The organism is Streptomyces sp. NPDC023527, assembly GCF_055560115.1.
Window position 1 is genome coordinate 230,480 of record NZ_JBVHJJ010000005.1, and the last position, 20,172, is coordinate 250,651.

A 20,172-nucleotide genomic window follows, 5' to 3' on the forward strand; every position below is an offset into this window, starting at 1 on the left:
CATCGACGGTAGGTCAGCCGGCGGCGAGCCGGCCGAAGGCCGAGCCGAAACCGGTCAGCGCCTCGCCGACCTCCGGCAGTGCCAGTGGGTCCGGGGCGTCGAGGGCACGTTGCCGCTGCTCGTCGGTGGTGCCGAGGAGCTGTGGCGTGGACAGGCGGACCCGCAGGTCGTCGGGGGCGTCGCCGAAGCGGTGGCCGCCGGGTACGGGGCGGCCGAGCGCCGCGCTGAGGTGGGCCTCCAGTTCGATGGAGTCGGTGATGGCCAGGCCGGCGAGCGCGGTGCGCAGCTCGCCGAGGTCGGCGTAGAGATAGGGCCCGGTCTCGGCGGGGCGGCTGAGCACGCCGAGGGCGTCGAGGCGTTCCCTGACGGTGGTGGCGAGGGTGGCGTAGAGCCTTACGGCGGCCGCGGTGCGGGCGCGTACGGGCTCGGGTTCGGCGAGCGCGTACGCCGCCGCGGCGGCGATGGGCGGCGGGAGTTCGGCCCGTACGGCGGCGAGCGCGGTGGTGACCCGGGCCCGCAGGACCGGGCCGCGTCCGCCGGCGGGGAAGCGGGCCGCGGCGACGGGCCAGGCGGTGGGGGTCAGGCCGCCGGCGAGGTCGGTGAGGACGACGACGTCGTCGGGCCACATCTCGGCGGGGCCGAAGAACACCGTGCCGTGCGGGTCGTGGCGGGTGTCGCGCCAGGTCTCGTCGCTGATGACGATGAGCCGTTCGGCGACGGCGGCCTCGCACACCTCGTGCAGGAGCTCGGGCGGCGCGACGGTGCCGGTGGGGTCGTCGGCGACCGACAGCAGCAGGACGCGGGGGCGGCCGCCCTCGTCGCGGATGCGGCGTACGGTCTCCAGCAGCGCGAACGGGTCGGGGATGCCGCCGCATTCGGCCGGTACGGGCACGTGGAAGGCGGGGCGGCCGGCGAGGCGGGCGATCGGCGGGTACCAGGCGGCGCAGGGCCGGGTCAGCAGGACGTCCCCGCCGGCCGCGGCGAGCAGGGCGAACAGCAGGGGCTGGGCGCCGGGAGCGGCGATGACCTCGTCGGGCCGGGTCGGCAGCCCGCGGCGGGCCCAGTAGCCGCAGGCGGCGGCGCGCAGCTCGGGGCCTCCGCCGACCGGTTCGGGCACACTGGACGCGGCGGCGCCGGCCACCTTGGCGGCGAGCTCCGGGAGCACGGGCAGTCCCCGCTCCGGGGCGGTGACGGCCGGAAGCGCCGGAAGGCTCGACCGCATCCGTACCTCCGCCCGCGTCCGCCCGCGTCAGTTCCGGTTCCACCTTGGCAGATCATGGGTGGTGCGGCGGTCCGACACGGGCCGGGAGGGTGACCGGCGGCGGGCGGCGGCGGACGGGCGGTCAGGGGCGGGCGTGGTCCTCCCCCGCCCGGCCCAGGTCCACGAAGGTCTGTTCGAGGTCCTGGCCGCGGGTGGAGACCACGGTGTCCGCGAGGTCGGAGAGTTTGCGGTTGGTGTGCTGGGAATGGCGGCGCAGCAGCGCGAGTGCTTCGTCGGCGTCGCAGTCCAGGACGCACATGACGATGCCGCGGGCCTGGTCGACGACGGGGCGGCGGCGCAGGGCGGTGTCGAGTTGGTCGACCTCGGCGAGGGCGGCGCGGTAGCGGCGGTCGCGGTCGAAGCCGGTGGCGGCGAGGTCGCCGAGCTCCTCGGTGGCGCCGCGGCAGGTCTTCTCCAGGCAGCCGGGGCGGAAGCCGTAGACGGTCAGGGTCAGGTCCAGGGCGTCGCGGCGGAAGACGAGGGTGGTGCTGGAGCGCAGTCCGGCGTCCAGGGCACGGGCGCGGTAGAGCGGCCAGCGGTGGTCGTGCAGGAGGTCGTCGGAGCCGGTGGGACGTCCGGTGTCCAGCGCGTCGGGCACGGGGCCCTCGCCGGTCGCCAGCTGGGCGGCGACGAGCGCGGAGAGGTCGGGGTGGGTGCCGGCGGTGCAGGGCTCGGGTTCGTCGTCGGTGACGGCGGTCGTGGTGGCTCCGCAGCTGTCGGGGGAGCAGCGCACGGCGCGTTCGGCGAGGCGGGCGAGGCCGCGGCCGAGCGACGGCACGGGGTCGTCCGCGGCGGACGGCGGGAAGGCCATGCCGCCGGTGCGCGGGGAGCAGGGGGCGACAAGACCCACGGTGAGGTCCGGGCCCAGGCCCGGCCGGGCGGGGGACGGATCGTCCGGCGCGGAATCCGGTCCTGCCCTCCCCAGCGATTCCGCTATCTCTTCCGGTGTGCGTTCGGACATGGGCTCGTTCTCCTTTCGTTCGGGTTCCGGTCTCGCCGAGCCCTCTTGGGTCGGCTACCCTGCGTGCCCGAGTGGAAACAACTGCCCGGGGCGGGGGCCCGGTTGTCGGTGGCGGAGGTTACGGTGTGCGCATGGCCGAGGCCGAGGATCTGGGTGCGGAGCTCGCGGACTTCCGAAGACGCGTCGAGGAGTTGCGCACGGCGCGGGCGCTGCCGCCGCACGAGCGGTTGTCCGCGCTGGACACCGCGCTGTTCGAGTTGCAGCACGCGGCGGAGTTCCTGTGGCCGCGCTACGAGGCGCTGGTGGCGCGCGGCGGCCGGGGCCCGGACTCCCCGGAACAGCGGCTGCTGCGGGCGCTGTTCCAGCGGATGCCGCTGGCCGTGGTGCTGCTCGACGGCGAGTCGGTCGTACGGCGGCTGAACTTCGCGGCGTCGCAGCTGTTCGGGACCCGGTCGGGGTTCGCGACGGGCCGGTCGCTGACCGGGTCGCTGCGCCATGACGGGCGGGCGGCGTTCCGCAGCCATGTCGCCGCGGTCGCGCGCGGTGAGGGGGGCCGCAGCCTGGTCGTCCACCTCCCGGGTACGGAGCGGGGCGCGGCGCTGCGGGCGACGCTGGCGGCGCTGCGGCCGCCGGGCGAGCCGCGGACGGCGGTGCTGGCGGTGTTCCAGCCGACGGGCGGCGCGGCCGCGCCGCGGGCGGACGGGCCGGGTGCGCGTTCCCGGCGGGGCGCGCGCACCGTGGACCCCGTGGAGGTCACCCGCCACGCCGAGTTGATGGATCTGGTGGACGCGATGGCGACCGCCCTGCTCCGGGCGTCCGGGTGCGAGCCGGCGGAGGTGCTCCGGCGGGCGGCGGCCGTCCCGCACGGACGGTTCGCGGACTGGGTGGTGGCCGACCTCAACGACTCCGGCACGCTGCGCCGGGTGGCGGTGCTGGGGCCCGGCGGCGGGCGCTCGGCGGGGGCGGGGGAGGCCGGCGCCTTGGCCGAGGCGGTCGCCCGTCAGGATCCGGCGGAGTGCCCGCTGGTGGTGGAGGCGACGGCCGCCGGGGCGACGGCGTTCCATGTGCGGCCGGACGATGCGGAGCTGTTCGGCCTCGATGATCTCGGGGCTCCGGTGCTGGTGCGGGCGGCGGTCACGTCACTGCTGTGCGTACCGCTGCGCACCTCGCGGCAGGACCCGGTGCGGGGTGCGCTCACGCTCTTCCGTACGGGTGCGCGGCGGGCGTTCGAGATGGCGGAGGCCGGGGCGGTCGACCGGATGTCCCGGCATGTGGCGCTGGCGCTGGGGCCGCTGCCATGACGGCCCGTAGGGCCCTCCCCGGGCCGCCTCTCATGCCGCTCGGCCGCAGACCTGCTGGCAGAGGCGGTCGCAGGTGCGGCTGATCAGGCGCGAGACGTGCATCTGGGAGATGCCGAGCCGGTCGGCGATGTGGCTCTGGGTCATGTCGCAGAAGAACCGCAGGTAGAGGATCTCTCGTTCGCGCTCGGGCAGGGCGCGCAGCTTGGGCTTCAGGGACTCGCGGTCCACGACGAGGTCGTAGCCCGCCTCGGCGGTGCCCAGCGTGTCGCGGAGCGCGTAGCCGTCGTCGGCGCCGGGCAGTTCCAGGTCCAGGGAGAGCGTGTTGAAGCTGCCGAGGGCCTCCAGGCCGGCCCGTACCTCGTCCTCGGTCAGGCCGGTGTGGGCGACGAGCTCGTCCACGCGCGGGCCCCGGCCGTCCGTGGAGTGGGTCAGTTCTTGGCCGGCGGCGCGTACCCGGTTGCGGAGCTCCTGGACGCGGCGCGGTACGTGCACGTCCCACATGTGGTCGCGGAAGTGGCGCTTGATCTCACCGACGACGGTGGGCACCGCGAAGCTCTCGAAGGCGGTGCCGCGGGTGGGGTCGTAGCGGTGGACAGCCTTGACGAGGCCGAGCAGGGCCACCTGGTTGAGGTCCTCCACGGTCTCGCCCCGGTTGCGGAACTGGCGGGCGAGCCGCTCGGCCATCGGCATCCAGGCGCGTACGACCTTTTGGCGCAGGGCGTCCTTGGCGGGGCCGTCCGGCAGGGTGGCGAGGCGGGCGAAGTCGGCCCGGGTGTCGGGGGCGTCGTGGTGGGTGTGCCGGCGGCGCGCCGCCCGGGGGGCCGTCCTCCGGGCCGGGACGGCGCCGACGGAGGCGGGGACGGTCGTGGTGGTGGACGTGCCGGCGCTCGTGACGGTCGTCGTGGGGTTCATGTGCCGGTCTCCCTCAGCGGTGGACGGTGACCGCGGGGGCATGACGCGTCCGGACAAGGCGCGCCCGGAGCAATGGATCTGCTCCCGCGGGCGTGCCTCCGGTCCGAAGCACATGGGGCGCGTGCCCGGGGTCCCGGGCGGTAAACCAGGCTCTGCGCCGAACGGGGCGGGGGGTTTCGATGCGTGGTGATCGGTTACCCGTCACGCCGCGCACTGTGCCGCGGCGAGGAGGAAGCACCGCTGATGACCGAGTACGGCTATTTCCTGTCCTGCGAGGAGCACTCCCCTTCTGCCCTCGTCGAACAGGCCCGAATGGCGGAACAGGCGGGCTTCACCTCTCTGTGGATCTCCGACCACTTCCATCCGTGGACGGGCGAGCAGGGGCAGAGCCCGTTCGTCTGGTCGGTGATCGGGGCGCTCTCGGAGGCCACCTCACTGCCGGTGCAGACGGCGGTGACGTGTCCGACGATCCGGATGAACCCGGTGGTCACGGCGCACGCCGCGGCGACCAGCGCGGTGCTCCTGGACGGCCGGTTCCGGCTCGGGGTGGGCAGCGGCGAGGCGCTGAACGAGCACATCCTGGGTGGCGCGTGGCCGCAGGCGTCGGTGCGGCTGGAGATGCTGGAGGAGGCCGTTCAGGTGATGCGGCTGCTCTTCGAGGGTGGTCAGGTCAGCCATCACGGCAAGCACTACACGGTGGAGAACGCCCGCCTGTACACGGTGCCGGACGAGCCCGTGCCGATCGACGTGTCGGCGTTCGGGGAGGCGGCGACCGAGGTCGCGGGGCGGATCGGTGACGGGCTGCTGACGATGGAGCCCGACGCGGACGCGGTGGAGCGGTTCCGGCGCAGCGGCGGCGGCCAGAAGCCCGTGGTGGGCGGGGTGAAGGTGTGCTGGGGCCCGGACCGGGAGGCCGCGGAGGAGACCGCGCACCGGCTGTGGGCGGTGGAGCACCTGCCCGGTGAGCTGCCGCAGGTGCTGCCCACACCCGCCCATTTCGAGCAGGCCGTCGAGCTGGTGCCGCGCGAGCGGGTGGCGGCGAAGGTCACCTGCGGGGACGACGTGGAGGAGCACGTCGCGACCCTGAGGGCGTACGCGGACGCGGGCTTCGACCGGGTGCACGTGTCCCAGATCGGGCCGGAGCAGCGCGGCTTCTTCGACTTCTACCGCACCAAGGTGCTGCCGCGACTGACCGCCTGAGCCCTCCCACCGGACCACGCAGGAACGTACGCGAGACGGGTGAGAACACACATATGAGTCAGAAGGTGTCCGACTTCATTCTGGAGAGGCTCCGCGCGTGGGACGTCGAGCAGGTCTTCGGCTACCCCGGTGACGGGATCAACGGACTGCTGGCCGCGTGGGAGCGGGCGGGCAACCAGCCCCGGTTCATCCAGTCGCGGCACGAGGAGATGTCCGCGTTCGAGGCGGTGGGCTACGCCAAGTTCAGCGGCCGGCTCGGGGTGTGCGCGGCCACTTCGGGGCCGGGCGCGATCCACCTGCTCAACGGCCTGTACGACGCGAAGCTCGACCATGTGCCGGTGGTGGCCATCGTCGGCCAGACCCACCGCTCGGCGATGGGCGGCGCGTACCAGCAGGAGGTCGACCTGCACACGCTGTTCAAGGACGTCGCCTCCGACTATCTGGAGACGGTCAACGTCCCCGAGCAGCTGCCCAACGTCCTCGACCGCGCCATCCGCACCGCGTACGCGCGCCGCGCCCCCACCGCCGTGATCATCCCCGGCGACGTACAGGACCTGGACTACGCCCCGCCCGGGCACGCCTTCAAGATGGTGCCCTCCAGCCTGGACCGCAGCGGCTGGCAGGCGGTGCCCTCGGACGAGTCGCTGCACCGGGCGGCGGAGGTGCTCAACGCCGGTGAGAGGGTGGCGATCCTGGTGGGGCAGGGCGCGGCCGGGGCGCGGGCCGAGACCGAGGAGGTCGCGGACGTGCTGGCCGCCGGGGTGGCGAAGGCGCTGCTGGGCAAGGACGCGCTGAGCGATGAGCTGCCGTACGTCACGGGCTCGATCGGGCTGCTGGGCACCCGCCCCTCGTACGAGCTGATGCGCGACTGCGACACGCTGCTGACGATCGGTTCGAACTTCCCCTATTCGCAGTTCCTGCCGGAGTTCGGGCAGGCGCGGGCGGTGCAGATCGACATCGATCCGCGCATGGTGGGGCTGCGTTACCCGTACGAGGTGAACCTGATCGGCGACGCGCGCGCCACGCTCCGGCGGCTGCTGCCGCTGCTGCGCCGCAAGGACGAGCGGGGCTGGCAGGACGGGGTGTGCGCGGCCGTCGAGCGCTGGGACGAGGTGATGGCGCGGCGGGCCGCGGTGAGCGCCGATCCGATCAACCCCGAGCATGTGGCGCGGGCGCTGTCGCCGCTGCTGCCGGACAACACGATCCTGACGTCGGACTCCGGTTCGGTCGCCAACTGGTACGCGCGGCACATCACGATGCGCGGCACGATGCGCGGCTCGCTGTCGGGGACGCTCGCCACGATGGGCTGCGGCGTGCCGTACGCGATCGGGGCGAAGTTCGCGCACCCCAACCGGCCGGTGGTGGCGCTGGTCGGGGACGGCGCGATGCAGATGAACGGCATGGCCGAGCTGATCACGGCCGCGAAGTACCGCTCGCAGTGGGACGATCCGCGGCTGGTCTTCGGGGTGTGGAACAACCACGATCTGAACCAGGTGACGTGGGAGATGCGGGCGATGAGCGGCTCGCCGCAGTTCCTGCCCTCGCAGGAGCTGCCGGACGTGTCCTACGCGGCGTTCGCGCGGCAGATCGGGCTGACCGGCATCCGGGTGGAGAAGCCGGAGCACGTCGAGGGCGCCTGGCGGCAGGCGCTCGCCGCGGAGGGGCCGGCGGTCGTGGAGTTCGTGACCGACCCCGCGGTGCCGCCGATCCCGCCGCACGCCGACTGGGAGCAGGTCGAGGCCGCGGTGTCCTCGATCCTCAAGGGCGACGCGGACCGCGGGGCCGTGCTGCGGCAGGGCATAAAGGCGAAGGTGCAGGACTTCCTGCCCGGTGGGCCGAAGCGACAGCAGGGCTCCTCGGACCGGGAGGACCAGGAGGACCAGGGATGACCACACGCCCGGGCGCACCGTGCGCCCACCGGGCCCTCCGGGCCCCTTTCTTCCCTCTGACCGCTGTCGCGAGGAGTCACCGCATGAGCAAGGCAAGCGATGTCCAGGACGCCACCAGCCGGTATCTGATGTACGGGCTGCTGCCGTCCTGGTTCGTGCCGGGGGTCGCCGACTGGGTGATGCACCGGCGCACCCGCATCGAGGAGACGTCCGGCACCAAGGAGTCCCTCATCCACTCGCTGATGATGGCCGAGGTCGGGCTGCCGATCGCTCTCACGCTCCTCTGCGAGGTCAACCCGCTGCTGCTCACCGTGCAGCTCGGTGCGGCGGGCGCCCACGAGGCGACGGCGCTGTGGGACGTCCGTACGGCCGTGCACAGCGACCGGGAGGTCAAGCCCATCGAGCAGCACATCCACAGCTTCCTGGAGTCCCTGCCCTTCGCGGGCATGGCCTCGCTGATGTGCCTGCACCACGAGCAGGTCCGCTCACTGCTGCGCGGCGGCCGGGGCGACCCCGACGCCTGGCGTCTGGTCCTCCGGCGCAAGCCGCTGCCGCGCGCGTATCTGGCGGGGATCGCGCTCGCCGTGGGCGGGTTCGTGGCCCTGCCGTACGGGGAGGAGCTGCTGCGCTGCCTGCGCGGCGGCCGTCAGCGGCGCCGGAAGCACAGCCATGACCAGCCGGAATACCGTGAAAGGACCGCATCATGAAGGTGGCATTTCTCGTGGCGCCCGAGGGCGTCGAGCAGGTGGAACTGACCGAGCCCTGGCAGGCGGTGAAGGACGCGGGCGGCACCCCCACCCTGGTGTCGACCGACTCCGGCAAGATCCAGGCGTTCCACCACCTCGACAAGGGCGACACCTTCCCCGTCGACAAGGTCGTGGGCGACACAGGGGTGTCGGAGTACGACGCGCTGGTGTTGCCCGGAGGTGTCGCCAACCCCGACGCCCTGCGCATGGACGAGCGGGCGGTGGCCTTCGTCAAGGGCTTCTTCGACGCGGGCAAGCCGGTCGCGGCGATCTGTCACGCGCCGTGGACGCTGGTCGAGGCGGATGTGGTGCGCGGCCGCACCCTCACCTCGTGGCCGAGCCTGCGCACGGACATCCGCAACGCGGGCGGCACTTGGGTGGACGAGCAGGTGAAGGTCTGCACAGGTGGCCCGGCGACGCTGATCACGAGCCGCAAGCCGGACGATCTGAAGGCGTTCTGCGACGCGTTCGTGGCGGAGTTCCGGTAGGGGGCGTGGCGCTGTCCTCCGGGGGCCGCCGTCGGGGCGGACGATCACCCTGCCCCGACTCAAGCACGTCCGTCCGCCTACGACCAGCTCACCGGAGGTCTCACGCCATGAGCCGAGCCCACCGCCGCGTCCAGGTCCGCCGGATCTACGAACCGCCCGAAGCCGACGACGGCCGGCGCGTCCTCGTCGACCGGCTGTGGCCCCGCGGCGTGTCCAAGGCCGACGCGCACATCGACGAGTGGCTCAAAACCCTGACCCCCTCGACCGAGCTGCGCCACTGGTTCCACGGTCCGGACGGCGTGTACGAGGAGTTCTGCCGGCGGTACGAGGCCGAGCTCACCGCCCCCGAGGCCGCCCAGGCCCTCGCGCACCTGCGCGACCTCTCCCAACAGGGTCCGCTCACGCTGCTCACCGCCGCCAAGGACCCCGATCACAGCCACACTTCGGTGCTGCTGCGTCACCTGTGAGGGACTTCAGGCGCGCCGGCCCAGTTCGGCCAGCAACTTCGTCTGGGTGTCCGCGTCGGCGGGGACCCGCACCGCCTTCGCGAACAGACCCGTTCCCGACAGGGAGCCCGCGTACGGCTCGACCTCCTCGCGCGTGAACTCCACGAGCGCCCGGGGCAGGCGCTCGTCCGCGCCGATCGCGCGCGAGAGGTCCCACGCGTGGACGACCGCGTCGGCCGTCATCTGGGAGCAGTAGGCGTCGGCGCGGGTGGCGCCCATGGACAGGGACACCTCGCGCTTGAGGGCATCGGGCGCGGCGAACGCGGCGCGGGCCGCGGCCTCGGCGTCGTCCCACACCGCGACCGGATCGTCGCCGAGCAGGTCGCCCTCCAGGGAGTCACCCAGGTCCTCCATCTCCGCGCCCTCCAGCAGCGGCGGCACCCACATCTGCTCGACGGCGAGGTGGTTGACGAGGTCGCGTACGGACCATTCGGTGCAGGGCGTGGGGGCGTCCCACTGGTCCGGGCGGACGGCGTGCACCCGGTCGGTGAACAGGGCGAGGGCCTCGCGGTGCCGGGTGAGCAGGGTTTCAGAGCTCATGGCGCCCATTGTCGGCGCGCAGCCGTGCGGCGGCGACCGCCGCCGCGACGGCAGCGGCGGCTCCGGCGGCGAGCGGGGCGCGGTGCCGGGTGAGCCGGAGCTGGGGCCGCGGCCGGTGGCCTCGCCGTCGAAGGCCCCAGGGGCGCCGGAGTCGGGGGCGGCCGGGCCGTCGGCGGGCTCCCAGAGGCTGGCCGGGGCGTCGCCGGGGGCGGGCTCGGGGCGCCGGGCGGGAGGTGTAGCCCATTCGGGCGAGGCAGCGGCAGGCGAACAGGCCGGGCCGGATCCGGCAAACCGGCCGCAGGCCACCGGCATAGGCGTGCGGACGCCGGGTACTGCGGGCAGGACCCGACGAAGGAAGGCGGTCAGACATGGCACAGCTCGTGAGGGACGTGATGACTCCGGCGATCGTGTCCGTGCATCCGGACGCCTCGCTCGTCGAGGCCGCGCAGCTGATGCGCTCCCAGGGCGTCGGCGACGTCCTCGTCGCCGAGGGAGGGCGGCTGCTCGGGGTGCTCACCGACCGGGACATCGCCCTGCGCGCCGTCGCGGACGGCGTGGACCCGCTGACCGTCAGCTGCCAGTCGGTGTGCACGTCCGAACCGGTGACCGTGGGCCCCGACGACAAGGTGTCCACGGCCGCCGGGCTGATGCGGAAGTACGCGGTCCGGCGGCTGCCGGTCGTGGCGGACGGCCGGCCGATGGGCATGATCAGCGCCGTGGACCTGGCCTGAGCGCACCCGCGTCGTGCGGGCCGGAGAGGGTACACGTGGCCCATGCGTAAGGTATTGGGCTCCTTGGACCAGGCGTTGTTCCTGACCGTCGCGGCACGGCACTGGCCGGGCGGCGACCGTGTGCTGCCGCGGCTGTCGCGCAGCGCGGACCACGGGCTGCTGTGGTTCGGCATGGCGGCGGGCGCCGCGGTGGTGGGCGGCCGGCCGGCCCGGCGCGCCGCGCTGCGCGGGGCGGCGTCGCTGGCCGTGGCGTCCCTGACGGTGAACACGATCGGCAAGCGGTCGGTGCGGCGCGTCCGCCCTCTGTTGGAGCACGTGCCGCTCGTCAGACAGTTGTCCCGGCAGCCGATCACGACGTCGTTCCCCTCCGGCCACTCGGCCTCGGCCGTCGCCTTCGCGACGGGCGTCGCCCTGGAGAACCGGGCCTGGGGCCTGGCCCTCGCGCCGCTCGCCCTGTCGGTGTGCTTCTCGCGCGTCTATACGGGAGTGCACTATCCGGGCGATGTCCTCGCGGGCGCGGCGCTGGGCGCGGGCGCGGCCTTCGCCGTACGCGGCCTGGTCCCCACGCGCGCGCAGATGGCGCCGCCCGCGCGGCCCAAGGCGGACGCGCCGGCGCTCCCGAGCGGCAAGGGCCTGGTCGTGGTGGCGAACGCCGGTTCCGGGCAGCGCACGGCGCTGCGGTCGGATCCGGCGCAGGAGGTGCGCGCGGCGCTGCCGCGCGCCGAGGTCGTGGCCTGTGTGCTGGGGGACGACGGCGGTGGTGAGCCGCTGGAGAAGGCGCTGGAGACGGCTGCCACCAGGGCGCGCGAACTGCGCGGCGCGCTGGGCGTGTTCGGCGGGGACGGGACGGTGAACGCGGCGGCGACCATGGCCCACCGGTACGGGCTGCCGCTGGCGGTCCTGCCGGGCGGCACGTTCAACCACTTCGCGTACGACCTGGGCATCGAGTCCGTCGCCGACGCCGCCCGCGCGGTGGAGAGCGGGGAGGCCGTGGCGGTGGACATGGTGCGGTTCGGTGACGGTGAGGGGCGCTGGTTCCTCAACACCTTCAGCATCGGCGCGTATCCGGAGCTGGTGCGGGTGCGCGAGCGGTGGGCGCCGCGGATCGGGGCCTGGCCGGCCGGGGTGCTGGCGGCGGTGCACGTGCTGCGTACCGCGCGGCCGGAGCGGATCCGGGTCAACGGCAGACCGCGGAAGCTGTGGATGCTCTTCGCGGGCAACTGCACGTACCGCGGCCTTGGCCTGGCCCCGGTGCGGCGGCACGACCTCGCGGACGGCGTGCTGGACGTCCGTATGGTCTCCGGCGGCCGGCTCGCCCGTACGCGGCTGCTCGTGGCGGCCCTGACGGGCGGCCTCAAGCACTCCCCCGTCCTGCGGACCTCGCGGGTGCGGCAGCTGCGGGTCGGTGGCATCGGGCCCGGCACGCACCTGGCGTACGACGGTGAGATCGCATCGGCGCCGACGGAGTTGACCTTGCGGAAGGAGAACGAGGCGCTGGTGGTCTACCGCCTGCCGGGCGACTGACCTCGCGCGGCAACCCTTGGGACGACACGTTCGACGCCTCACCCTTTCGAGCCAATCACTGTCCTCGGCCGGGCCGGACGTCACCGCCAACTAGCCTGGTTCCCATGAACATTCTGGGGACTTCGCTACGGGTGTGCGTCGACGATCTGCCGGCGGCGATCGATGTCTACGAGCGTCTGACCGGCGCCGAAGCGCTGCGGTTCCGGCGCGGCGGCGTCGAGGTCGCGGCGGTCGGCTGCTTCTTTCTGATGAGCGGACCGGAGAGGGAGCTGTCGATCCTGCGGAAGATCACGGCGACCATCGCCGTCACGGATGTCGACGAAGCCCTGGACGACCTCCGCTCCGTGGGCGCCCAGATCATCGCGGGCCCCCTGCCCACCCCGATCGGTCGCAATCTGGTGGCCCGCCATCCGGACGGCTCGGTCTTCGAATACGTGGACCGCAAGGAGGGGTAGGCGCGCCCGCGCCGGACGGGCTCGCATGAGCCCGTCCGGCCGGGTCACGCGGGCAGGGTCAGTACCGAACCCGCGTGCAGCGTGATGTGTACGGGCTTGCCGGCCGGGTCCCCGGTGCCGGGGTGGGGGGCGTAGCGCGGGTGGGCGCCTCCGCTGATCTGGAGGCGGATGCGGTGACCGGCGGCGAAGCGGTGGGCGGTGGAGCCCATCGGCACGGTGACCTCCGAGGGGCTCCGCCCGGTGGTCGGCGGCCGGGTCAGCCCGTCGCAGAGGTTGGTGGAACGGCCTCGCGCGTCCACGTCGCACAGGCGGGCGAAGACGTCGGCGTGGCCGGTGTCCGTGGAGATCCGCAGGCGCGCGGAGACCGGGCCGAGGACGTCGAGCGGCTCGGTCAGCGGCGGGCCGGTGAACGTCAGGACGTCCTCCCGCGCTTCCAGGGCGCCGTTGTCCCGGGGGCCGGCGCCGCGGGAGAGCAGGGGCCCGCCCACGGAAGGGGTGGGGTCGGCCGGGTCGTGGCGGACGGTCGCCAGCGGCGCTGAGTCCTCGGGGGCCCGCTGGGCGAGGGCCCCGTTCGCGGCGGGGAACCAGGCGGTCGCGGCAGGGGTGGGCGGCCATGCGTCGAGGTCCCGCCAAGTGTCCTCGCCGCCGACGTGCACGCGTACGGGGGTGGGGCGCAGGCCGGAGGAGTCGTCGCACAGGTGCGCGCGCAGCCAGGCGAGGCTCTCGGCGAACACCTCGGGCCAGCCCTGCTGGAACGCCGAGGTGTGCGTCCAGGGACCGACGAGCAGGGCGGTCTCGCAACCCGCCCGGCGCAGCCGGCCGTACTGCTCGAAGGTCTGGTCGGCCAGCGCGTCGTACCACCCGGTGACCAGGGCGGTGGGCACGCTCAGCCGCTCCGCCGCGTGCCCCGCGGAGGTGCCGTGCCAGTACGGGTCGTCGGCGTCCTTCTGCGTCAACGCGTCGTTCAGCCAGGCCGCTTCGTCGCCCAGGCCGGAGGCGTACGGGCCGTGGAGGCCCCGCGCGTCGGTGATCTCGCGCAGTCGGCGCCGGATGCGCAGCATCGCCTTCAGGAAGGGCATCGTCCCCTGGTGCTGGTAGGTCATGCCGACGCCGGAGACGAGGGCGTTCTCCAGGTGGGGCGCGCCTCCCCCGTGGAAGAAGGCGTGGGGATCGTGCAGGCCGACCTGGACCACCATGGCCTTCAGCTCCGGCGGCGGGTCCAGGGCGAGCGCCCACTGCGTGTAACCGAGGTAGCTGGGGCCGATCGTGCCCAGGGTTCCGTTGAACCAGGGCCGCTCCCGCAGCCAGGACACCGTGGCCCGGCCGTCGGCGGCCTCGTCGCGCCACAGTTCGCGCCGCCCGCCGGATCCGCCGGTGCCGCGGGAGCTCTGCAGGACCACATGGAAGCCCTGTTCGGCGAAGAGCATGCCGTACATCGGCGACCACGGCAGGCCCCTGCCGTAGGGCGAGCGCACGAGGAGGGTGGGGAAGTCGCCCTCCGCACAGGGGAAGTAGTGGTCCGTGATCAAAGGGCTGCCGTCCGCGGCCGGTACCACGAGCCCCGGCTCCCAGCCGGCTTCGTGCGCTTTGGCCGGGAGGCCGCGCCAGGTCGCCCGCATCATCCGTGAGGACAGCGGCGGTTTCCGGGCGGGTGCGGTCCGGGTGCGCTTCAGCGCGATGTCGTGGGTGTGCGGTGTCATCGTTCCCCCTCGCTATTCTCGTACTGCGTACGAGAATAGCTGATGCTTGGATGGTGTCCGCACGTCGCAGCAGCCACGTCGCAGCAGCGAGGAAGGGAATCAGGAGATCGTGACCAGCGATGCCGGATCCGGCGCCGGGGGCGTCGATCCCCACCTGCTCTGGCTGGGCCCCGCGCAGCCGCGCAGAGGGCGCAAGCCCGCCTTCAGCCGCGAGGCGATCACGGCCGCGGCCGTCGCCCTGGCGGACGCCGAGGGGCTGGAAGCGGTCACCATGCGGGCGGTCGCCGCCCGTGTCGGGGCCGGCGTCATGTCGCTCTACAGCTACGCCCCCGACAAGGAGACCCTGCTGGAGCTGATGGTCGACCACGTCAGTGGCGAACTCCCGGCGTCGGAGCCCCTCACCGGCGACTGGCGCACCGACCTGAAGGCCATCGGCCACCTCCAGCGCGCCCTCATGCTCCGGCACCCCTGGCTGCCCGCCGCCCTGTCCGCCCGCCGGTCCCTCGGCCCGCACACCCTGGCCTTCCTGGAACGCGCCCTCGCCGCCCTGCGGCCCACCCGGCTGGACGGTGCCGCGAAGCTGGAGGTCTTCAGCCTGCTCACCGGCTTCGTCGCCAACCACGTCGCCTACGAGATCGCGCAGGCGGCGGTCGCGGACGCGCCGGAGCGGGCCGCGGCCGAGGCCCGCTACCTCACCGCCGTCGCCGCCGACGGCCACCACCCGGAGCTGGCGGAAGTCCTCTCCGCGCCCGGACGTCCCCTGGATCCCGACGCCACGTTCACCCGGTTCCTGGACCGCCTGGTCGACGGGCTGGACACCGACTGATCCCGTCGGCGTCACCGGTCACGGCCGCTCCCTACCCCGCCCCCATCCGGAAGTCATAGCGCCGGGGCAGCGGATGCTCCCTCAGGGCCCGCGCCCGGACGTCCTCCGTCACAGGGCCCCCGTCCGCCACAAGCCGCTCCGCGATGGCGAACCACGTGTCGGACAGCGTCTCGTCGCCCTCCCGCAGGTCGGCCACCTCGAAGCCCCGGTCGAAGATCGCGCGCGCCTCGGCGACCTCGCCGCGCGCGAGCAGGACGCGGGCCCGCAGCAGCCGGAACCGTCCGCGCTCCTGTATGCCCGGCCGCAGACCGTCCAGCACGGCGGCAGCGTCGTCCGCCCGCCCCACCGCGAGCAACGCCTCCACCGCCTCGCGCCCCAGCGCGGCCATCGCCGCCGTCCACGACGAGCCCTCGCGCCGCTCCTCCCGCGCGAGCCGGAACGCCTCGGCGTAGCGCTCCGCGGCCCGCTCCGAGTGCCCGTCCTCCTGGTCGGCGACGGCCAGACAGCGCAGCGAGGGCCAGTCGTCCCCGCCCGTGGCGTCGACCATCCGCTCCCAGCTGCGCACGGCCTGTGAGCGGTCGCCCGCGTGCCACTGGGCGACACCGAGGTGATAGCCGGTGTGGACATCGCCGGTCAGCTCCAGCAGCTCACGCCAGCGCGGCGACACCGGCGTCGGCCCGGGCGGCAGCACTTCGCGGGGCCATGGCAGCGACCCGGTGCGCAGCAATTCCAGCCACGGCCGCTGCTCCTCCCCCAGCGTCGCCGGGTCGAAGGGCGTGCCGGGCAGCTCATGGCCGCGGAGTTCGACCTCCAGCGCGCCCCAGCCCGAGCCCGTCGCCAGGCTCTCCTCGGGGTCGACGTCGGCGTACGGGCGCCACGCCGCGTACGCCTCCTCGACGGCCGCGCGCGGCAGCGCGGCCTCCAGCCGGCTCTCGACCTCGCCGCGCGCCGCCGCCCAGTCCTCGCCGTGCACGGCGGCCGGGTCCGCGGCCATCGGCCCGTACGCCTCCAGCCAGGCGAACTCCCCGCCCGCCTCCAACGGCACGTGCTCCAATTGCGTACGGGCCAGTCCCGCCTGGATCTCGGCGTACCCCTCGTGGCCGGGCTCGGTCAGCCACTGCTGCCAGCGCTGTCCGCCGCGCCCGGAGCCCCAGACGAAGAGTTTGCGGCCGCGCAGGAGATCGGTCGAGGTCTGCACCAGGCCGCGGCCCTCCTCGTCCAGCGAGGTGATCCAGCGGCGCGCACCGTCCGGCACGTCGTAGAAGAAGTCGGCGGCGTGTTCGCTGCGCCGGGGGTACGTGCGGTCGGCGTCCTCCCACCGCGGCACGGGCACGCGGCGCAGGCTGCGCTCGTAACCGAACCGCCACGCCTCCTCCGCCGGGGCCAGGACGCGGCTGCGACCGTCCTCGGGGACGGCGATGTTGGACCACCAGTAGACGGGCGCGGGCCGGCCGTGGGGGTTGCGGACGCGAACGCCCACGTAGAGGAAGTCGGAGCCGTCGGGCAACCAGAGGTCGACCTGGAACGGCAGGTCGCGCAGCCGCTCCCACTCCCACAGCCGCAGCATCTCGCCACCGCCGGGCGCCGCCACGCGCGCGGCGTGCAGCGGGGCGACGGACAGCGGGCCGTGGCCGGTGGCGCCGATGTTCCACTCGATGCCGCCGGAGAACCAGGCGCCGTTCAGCGCGAACGCGGCCGGTTGCAGGACGGGGTTGCGGTGCAGGAGCTGCCGCCCGGCCGGCTTGTGTTCGAGCGAGTGGACCCGGCCGCCGAGGCCGGGCAGCACCGTGGCGCGCAGCCGGTCGTTCTCGATGACGATCGCGTCGATGTCGGTGAGGGAGCGCTTGCGGGTGTAGTCGTCGCGCCGGCACACGGGCAGCACGCTGCGCAGCGGTGCGTAGCCGACCTGCCGGGCCATGTCGGCGGGGAGCGTGGCGCGCTGCCCGGCGTCGAGGTCGTGCGGCTTCACGGGTGGCAGCAGCGCGGGCAAGGGGTTCTCGGGCCCCAGAGGGGCGGCGGGAAGGGACAGCACGGCTCGCCTGATGGTCGTAGGCACGGCACCTCGTTCTCTCTGACCCCGGAGGAGGTCTCTCAACGAACCCTGCTGACGCCCTTACTGAGGTTCTTCCCGGAGCCGGCGCATGTCGGCGGTGAGTGCCCATCGCTCGTGGTCGCGCCACGCGCCGTCAAGGAAAAGGAACCCCGGCGAGAACCCTTCCAAACGGAATCCGTGCCGCTTCACCAACGCCGACGACCTCACATTGCCCGGCTGGATGTTCGCCTCCAGCCGGTGCAGCCCCAACGACCCGAAGGCGTGGTCGATGACGAGCCCCATTCCCTCGCTCAACAGACCGCGGCCCGCCGAGGGCGAGAAGGCGCCGTAACCGAGCGCACCGCACTGGAACGCGGCGCGCACAATGTTGTTGATGTTGATGAACCCCGCGAGCCCGCCGCTCTCCCGCAGGCAGACGAGCAGGCCCACCCGCTGCTCGCCGTCGAGCCGGTCGGCGTATCTCGCGAACGCCTCCTCGGTCACCGGCATCGACAGCCAGGGGTGGTGCAGCTCGGCGCTGACCCGCGCCAGGCGCGTGAACTCCGCGCCGTCCGCGCGTGTGACGGGCCGGATGGCGACGCGCGGCCCACTGGCGAGGTATCGGCCGTCGTCGGCCCCTTGATGATCGAGCACCGCTTCATCGTACGGTCCGGCACTGACAACACCCTTGAGCGCGTGGGCCCCCTCGCCCACCTGCCCCCTCAGCTCCGTCAGCTCCATCGGGGGACGTCCGTCCCCCAGAGCCCCGGCAGCCGCGCCCAGTCGACCGGCCCACCGTCGAAGACGACCGGCGACCTCGCGTACCGCATCCGCCCCAACGGCCCCTCCGCCTCCGTCAGCCACTCCCCCGGCTCGTACGCACCGCTCGGCTCCTCCACGTCCGGAGTCACCCGCCCGGTGAGCCACAAGGCAGTCTGCGCGAGGGCCAGTCGCGCGAGGTGCGTGCCGCCGCCCGTGCTCTGCTCGGTGAGGGCCCGCAGCACGGCCGCCGCGAGCAGATAGCCCGTGCCGTGGTCCAGCGCCTGCGCGGGCAGCGCGCCCGGCCGGCCGTCGGCCCCCGCCTCGGCCATGCCGATCCCGCACGCCGCCTGCACCAGGCTGTCGAACCCGCGCCGGGCGCCCCACGGCCCGTACGCTCCCCACGCGCTCACCTGCCCCACCACCAGCCCCGGCCGCCGCTCGGCCAGCGCCTCCGGTGCCAGGCCGTGCCGGTCCAGGGCGCCCGGCCGGTAACCGGTCACCACCACATCGGCGGTGGCGAGGAGCTCCTCGAAGCTCGCGCGGTCGGCGCGCCGCGCCAGGTCGAGCCTCGTCGAACGCTTCCCGAGCCCCGTGTCGTTGTGGATGTCCTGGCTCTCCGGCAACCCCGGTGCGTCGACCCGCAACACGTCCGCCCCGAGCAGCGCGAGCGTGCGGGTGGCCACCGGCCCGGCGAGGACCCGGGTCAGGTCGAGCACCCGCAGGCCACCCCCTACCGGGAGCCTGCGTACGGGCCCGTCGGCGATCCGCTCCAGCGTGAGCAGGGGCCGCCGCGCCACGGCCGCGCCCTGCGGGTGGGCGGCCCACGCGTCGGCGGTACGCACGGCGACGGCGAGCCCACCGGCGGCGTACACGTCATCCTCCACCTGCTCGGCGGAGCGGCCGGCCAACTCGTCGGCGACCCGCGCCGCGAGGGCCTCGTCGTCGCGCGTCTCGGACAGCCCGAGCGCCGCGAGGAGCCGGGCCCGGTGGTGCGGGTAATTGGCGTGCGTACGAACCCACCCGTCCCGCGCCCGCCAGAACCGCGACAACGGCGCGAACGTCGAGGCGGCCCGGCCGTCGACCCGCAGTACCCGTTCACTGACGAACGCGGTGGCCACGGCCCCGTCGTCCACCCGCACGGCAGGAAGCGCCCCACCGCCGCGTCTCGCTGTCGCCAACTCGGCCGCGGCGAGCGCGCAGACGGCGACGGCACCCCGCGCGAGCTCCCGGACGGGAAGCGTCGACGGCAGCGTCCCGGCGGGGCCGCCGTACTCGACGGCGGCGGTCAGCGCGGGGTCCCCACCGAGCGCGGCCCAGGCGTCGTCCGTCGCGTGAGTCGCTCGCTTGATCACCCAACCAGTGTGGCACTCGGTGCCATTGGCCCGCTAGGGCCGGAGGGCGCCGTGTTGGAGTGGGCGAACCGGTTACGTGAGGTTGCCCTATCGCGCGCGGAAACGCTCAGCGCCCGCGTCGCCGCGGCCAACGCGGAGAGCCGACAGGGGCGGGGGGCACCAGTGACCGCACCGGCGGAGCCTCCGCGTCAGCGATGCGCGGAATGCCAGAAGATCAAGGCCGCCCACTACAAGGCCATGAGGGAGGGCGACCTCGACAAGGCCCGCGCTTGGACGGCGGCCATGGGCCGCCACCCATGGGCGGCGCACTCGTAAGGGAGGAGGACGGGCGCAGGGACCGCCCCTACGCCGGCCAAGCGCCCATCGCCGTGTCCGCCACCGCCCGCAGGTCCTCCTCCGTCGCGCCGTCGCGGGCCTGCTGGGACATGCCCTGCATGACCGCGTGCGTGCAGCGGGCCAGTGCCGTCGCGGAGGTGTCCGGCGGCAGCTCCCCGGCGTCGATGTCCGCCAGGATGCGGCGTTCGAACGCCGCGATCGTCGCGGCGCGGCGGGTCCGCAGCGACGCCTCCACCTCCGCGGAGGCCGTCGTGCAGTTGGTGGCGGCCATGAGCATCAGGCATCCCGTGGGGCGGCCCGGGGCCGTGTACTCGTGGGCCGCCTCGCGCAGCACGCGCGCGGCGGCGCGGCGGGCGGTCGGCTCCTCCTTCAGGGCGCGGCGCACGAAGTCGCCGTACGTGCGCGCGTACGCCTCGACGACCTCGGCGAAGAGCGTCTCCTTGTTGCCGAACGCGGCGTAGAGGCTGGGCGGGGCGATGCCCATGGCGCGCGTCAGGTCGGCGACCGACGTCGCCTCGTAGCCGTGGGTCCAGAAGGCGAGGGTCGCGGTCTCCAGGGCCGCCTCGCGGTCGAAGGAGCGGGGCCGGCCACGCTGTCTCGCTGTCATGACTGAATTCTATATCGGCCGCTAATCATTGTGTTAGGGTCCG

19 protein-coding genes are annotated in these 20,172 nt (G+C 73.9%); 10 read left to right on the plus strand and 9 right to left on the minus strand.

Translation table 11 applies throughout. The features are described 5' to 3' along the window. Positions 1-13: 13 nt before the first annotated feature. Positions 14-1,222, minus strand: coding sequence for an aminotransferase class I/II-fold pyridoxal phosphate-dependent enzyme (locus ACZ303_RS12095; protein WP_467337810.1), 1,209 nt, complete (start codon positions 1,220-1,222; stop codon positions 14-16). A 121-nt stretch (positions 1,223-1,343) separates the two neighbouring features. Beyond that, a complete protein-coding gene (locus tag ACZ303_RS12100) occupies positions 1,344-2,222 on the minus strand; it encodes an ANTAR domain-containing protein (RefSeq protein ID WP_467337812.1) in 879 nt (292 codons plus the stop codon). Between the two features lie 131 nt (positions 2,223-2,353). Here ACZ303_RS12100 and ACZ303_RS12105 point away from each other — a divergent pair, with 131 nt between their 5' ends. Continuing rightward, positions 2,354-3,523, plus strand: a complete 1,170-nt coding sequence (locus ACZ303_RS12105; protein ID WP_467337814.1) for a PAS domain-containing protein — start codon at positions 2,354-2,356, stop codon at positions 3,521-3,523. Between the two features lie 30 nt (positions 3,524-3,553). Here ACZ303_RS12105 and ACZ303_RS12110 read toward each other — a convergent pair whose 3' ends face one another. Next, positions 3,554-4,435 (minus strand): SigB/SigF/SigG family RNA polymerase sigma factor, encoded by an 882-nt coding sequence (locus tag ACZ303_RS12110; protein WP_467337816.1) that lies wholly within the window; start codon positions 4,433-4,435, stop codon positions 3,554-3,556. A 243-nt stretch (positions 4,436-4,678) separates the two neighbouring features. Between ACZ303_RS12110 and ACZ303_RS12115 the strand changes: the two genes are divergently transcribed. From ACZ303_RS12115 to ACZ303_RS12135, 5 genes are all read left to right on the plus strand, one after another. Beyond that, positions 4,679-5,635 (plus strand): LLM class F420-dependent oxidoreductase, encoded by a 957-nt coding sequence (locus ACZ303_RS12115; protein WP_467337818.1) that lies wholly within the window; start codon positions 4,679-4,681, stop codon positions 5,633-5,635. Between the two features lie 53 nt (positions 5,636-5,688). Continuing rightward, positions 5,689-7,524: a thiamine pyrophosphate-requiring protein gene (locus tag ACZ303_RS12120; protein WP_467337820.1), complete on the plus strand. Its 1,836-nt coding sequence runs from the start codon at positions 5,689-5,691 to the stop codon at positions 7,522-7,524. An 83-nt stretch (positions 7,525-7,607) separates the two neighbouring features. Next, on the plus strand, positions 7,608-8,231 hold the full coding sequence (locus ACZ303_RS12125; RefSeq protein ID WP_467337822.1) for a diguanylate cyclase: 624 nt from the start codon (positions 7,608-7,610) through the stop codon (positions 8,229-8,231). After that, positions 8,228-8,758, plus strand: a complete 531-nt coding sequence (locus ACZ303_RS12130; protein ID WP_467337824.1) for a type 1 glutamine amidotransferase domain-containing protein — start codon at positions 8,228-8,230, stop codon at positions 8,756-8,758. Before ACZ303_RS12125 ends, ACZ303_RS12130 begins: the two co-directional genes overlap by 4 nt. A gap of 107 nt (positions 8,759-8,865) precedes the next feature. Next, the gene (locus tag ACZ303_RS12135) at positions 8,866-9,225 is read left to right on the plus strand and encodes a DUF488 domain-containing protein (RefSeq protein WP_467337826.1); all 360 of its coding nucleotides are present in this window, start codon (positions 8,866-8,868) and stop codon (positions 9,223-9,225) included. 6 nt (positions 9,226-9,231) lie between these two features. Here ACZ303_RS12135 and ACZ303_RS12140 read toward each other — a convergent pair whose 3' ends face one another. Continuing rightward, positions 9,232-9,804 (minus strand): TIGR03086 family metal-binding protein, encoded by a 573-nt coding sequence (locus tag ACZ303_RS12140; protein WP_467337828.1) that lies wholly within the window; start codon positions 9,802-9,804, stop codon positions 9,232-9,234. 368 nt (positions 9,805-10,172) lie between these two features. On the opposite strand from ACZ303_RS12140, the gene ACZ303_RS12145 reads away from it, so the two are divergent. From ACZ303_RS12145 to ACZ303_RS12155, 3 genes are all read left to right on the plus strand, one after another. Next, positions 10,173-10,535 carry a CBS domain-containing protein gene (locus tag ACZ303_RS12145; protein WP_467337830.1) on the plus strand — a complete coding sequence of 121 codons (363 nt, stop codon included), beginning with the start codon at positions 10,173-10,175 and terminating at the stop codon, positions 10,533-10,535. Positions 10,536-10,577: 42 nt separating this feature from the next. Further along, positions 10,578-12,059, plus strand: coding sequence for a phosphatase PAP2 family protein (locus ACZ303_RS12150; RefSeq protein ID WP_467337832.1), 1,482 nt, complete (start codon positions 10,578-10,580; stop codon positions 12,057-12,059). 104 nt (positions 12,060-12,163) lie between these two features. Then, positions 12,164-12,514: a VOC family protein gene (locus tag ACZ303_RS12155; protein ID WP_467337834.1), complete on the plus strand. Its 351-nt coding sequence runs from the start codon at positions 12,164-12,166 to the stop codon at positions 12,512-12,514. Between the two features lie 44 nt (positions 12,515-12,558). On the opposite strand, the gene ACZ303_RS12160 is transcribed toward ACZ303_RS12155, so the two are convergent. After that, positions 12,559-14,214 (minus strand): CocE/NonD family hydrolase, encoded by a 1,656-nt coding sequence (locus ACZ303_RS12160; protein WP_467337836.1) that lies wholly within the window; start codon positions 14,212-14,214, stop codon positions 12,559-12,561. Between the two features lie 109 nt (positions 14,215-14,323). On the opposite strand from ACZ303_RS12160, the gene ACZ303_RS12165 reads away from it, so the two are divergent. Continuing rightward, positions 14,324-15,040: a TetR/AcrR family transcriptional regulator C-terminal domain-containing protein gene (locus ACZ303_RS12165; protein WP_467337838.1), complete on the plus strand. Its 717-nt coding sequence runs from the start codon at positions 14,324-14,326 to the stop codon at positions 15,038-15,040. A gap of 31 nt (positions 15,041-15,071) precedes the next feature. Here ACZ303_RS12165 and ACZ303_RS12170 read toward each other — a convergent pair whose 3' ends face one another. The 4 genes from ACZ303_RS12170 to ACZ303_RS12185 all read right to left on the minus strand — a co-directional run bounded on the left by ACZ303_RS12170 (position 15,072) and on the right by ACZ303_RS12185 (position 20,129). Continuing rightward, a complete protein-coding gene (locus tag ACZ303_RS12170; RefSeq protein WP_467337840.1) occupies positions 15,072-17,096 on the minus strand; it encodes a DUF5107 domain-containing protein in 2,025 nt (674 codons plus the stop codon). 57 nt (positions 17,097-17,153) lie between these two features. Beyond that, a complete protein-coding gene (locus ACZ303_RS12175; RefSeq protein ID WP_467337842.1) occupies positions 17,154-17,726 on the minus strand; it encodes a GNAT family N-acetyltransferase in 573 nt (190 codons plus the stop codon). A 77-nt stretch (positions 17,727-17,803) separates the two neighbouring features. Continuing rightward, positions 17,804-19,186, minus strand: coding sequence for a CoA transferase (locus ACZ303_RS12180; RefSeq protein WP_467337844.1), 1,383 nt, complete (start codon positions 19,184-19,186; stop codon positions 17,804-17,806). 343 nt (positions 19,187-19,529) lie between these two features. After that, positions 19,530-20,129 (minus strand): TetR/AcrR family transcriptional regulator, encoded by a 600-nt coding sequence (locus tag ACZ303_RS12185; protein WP_467337846.1) that lies wholly within the window; start codon positions 20,127-20,129, stop codon positions 19,530-19,532. Between the last annotated feature and the right edge of the window lie 43 nt (positions 20,130-20,172).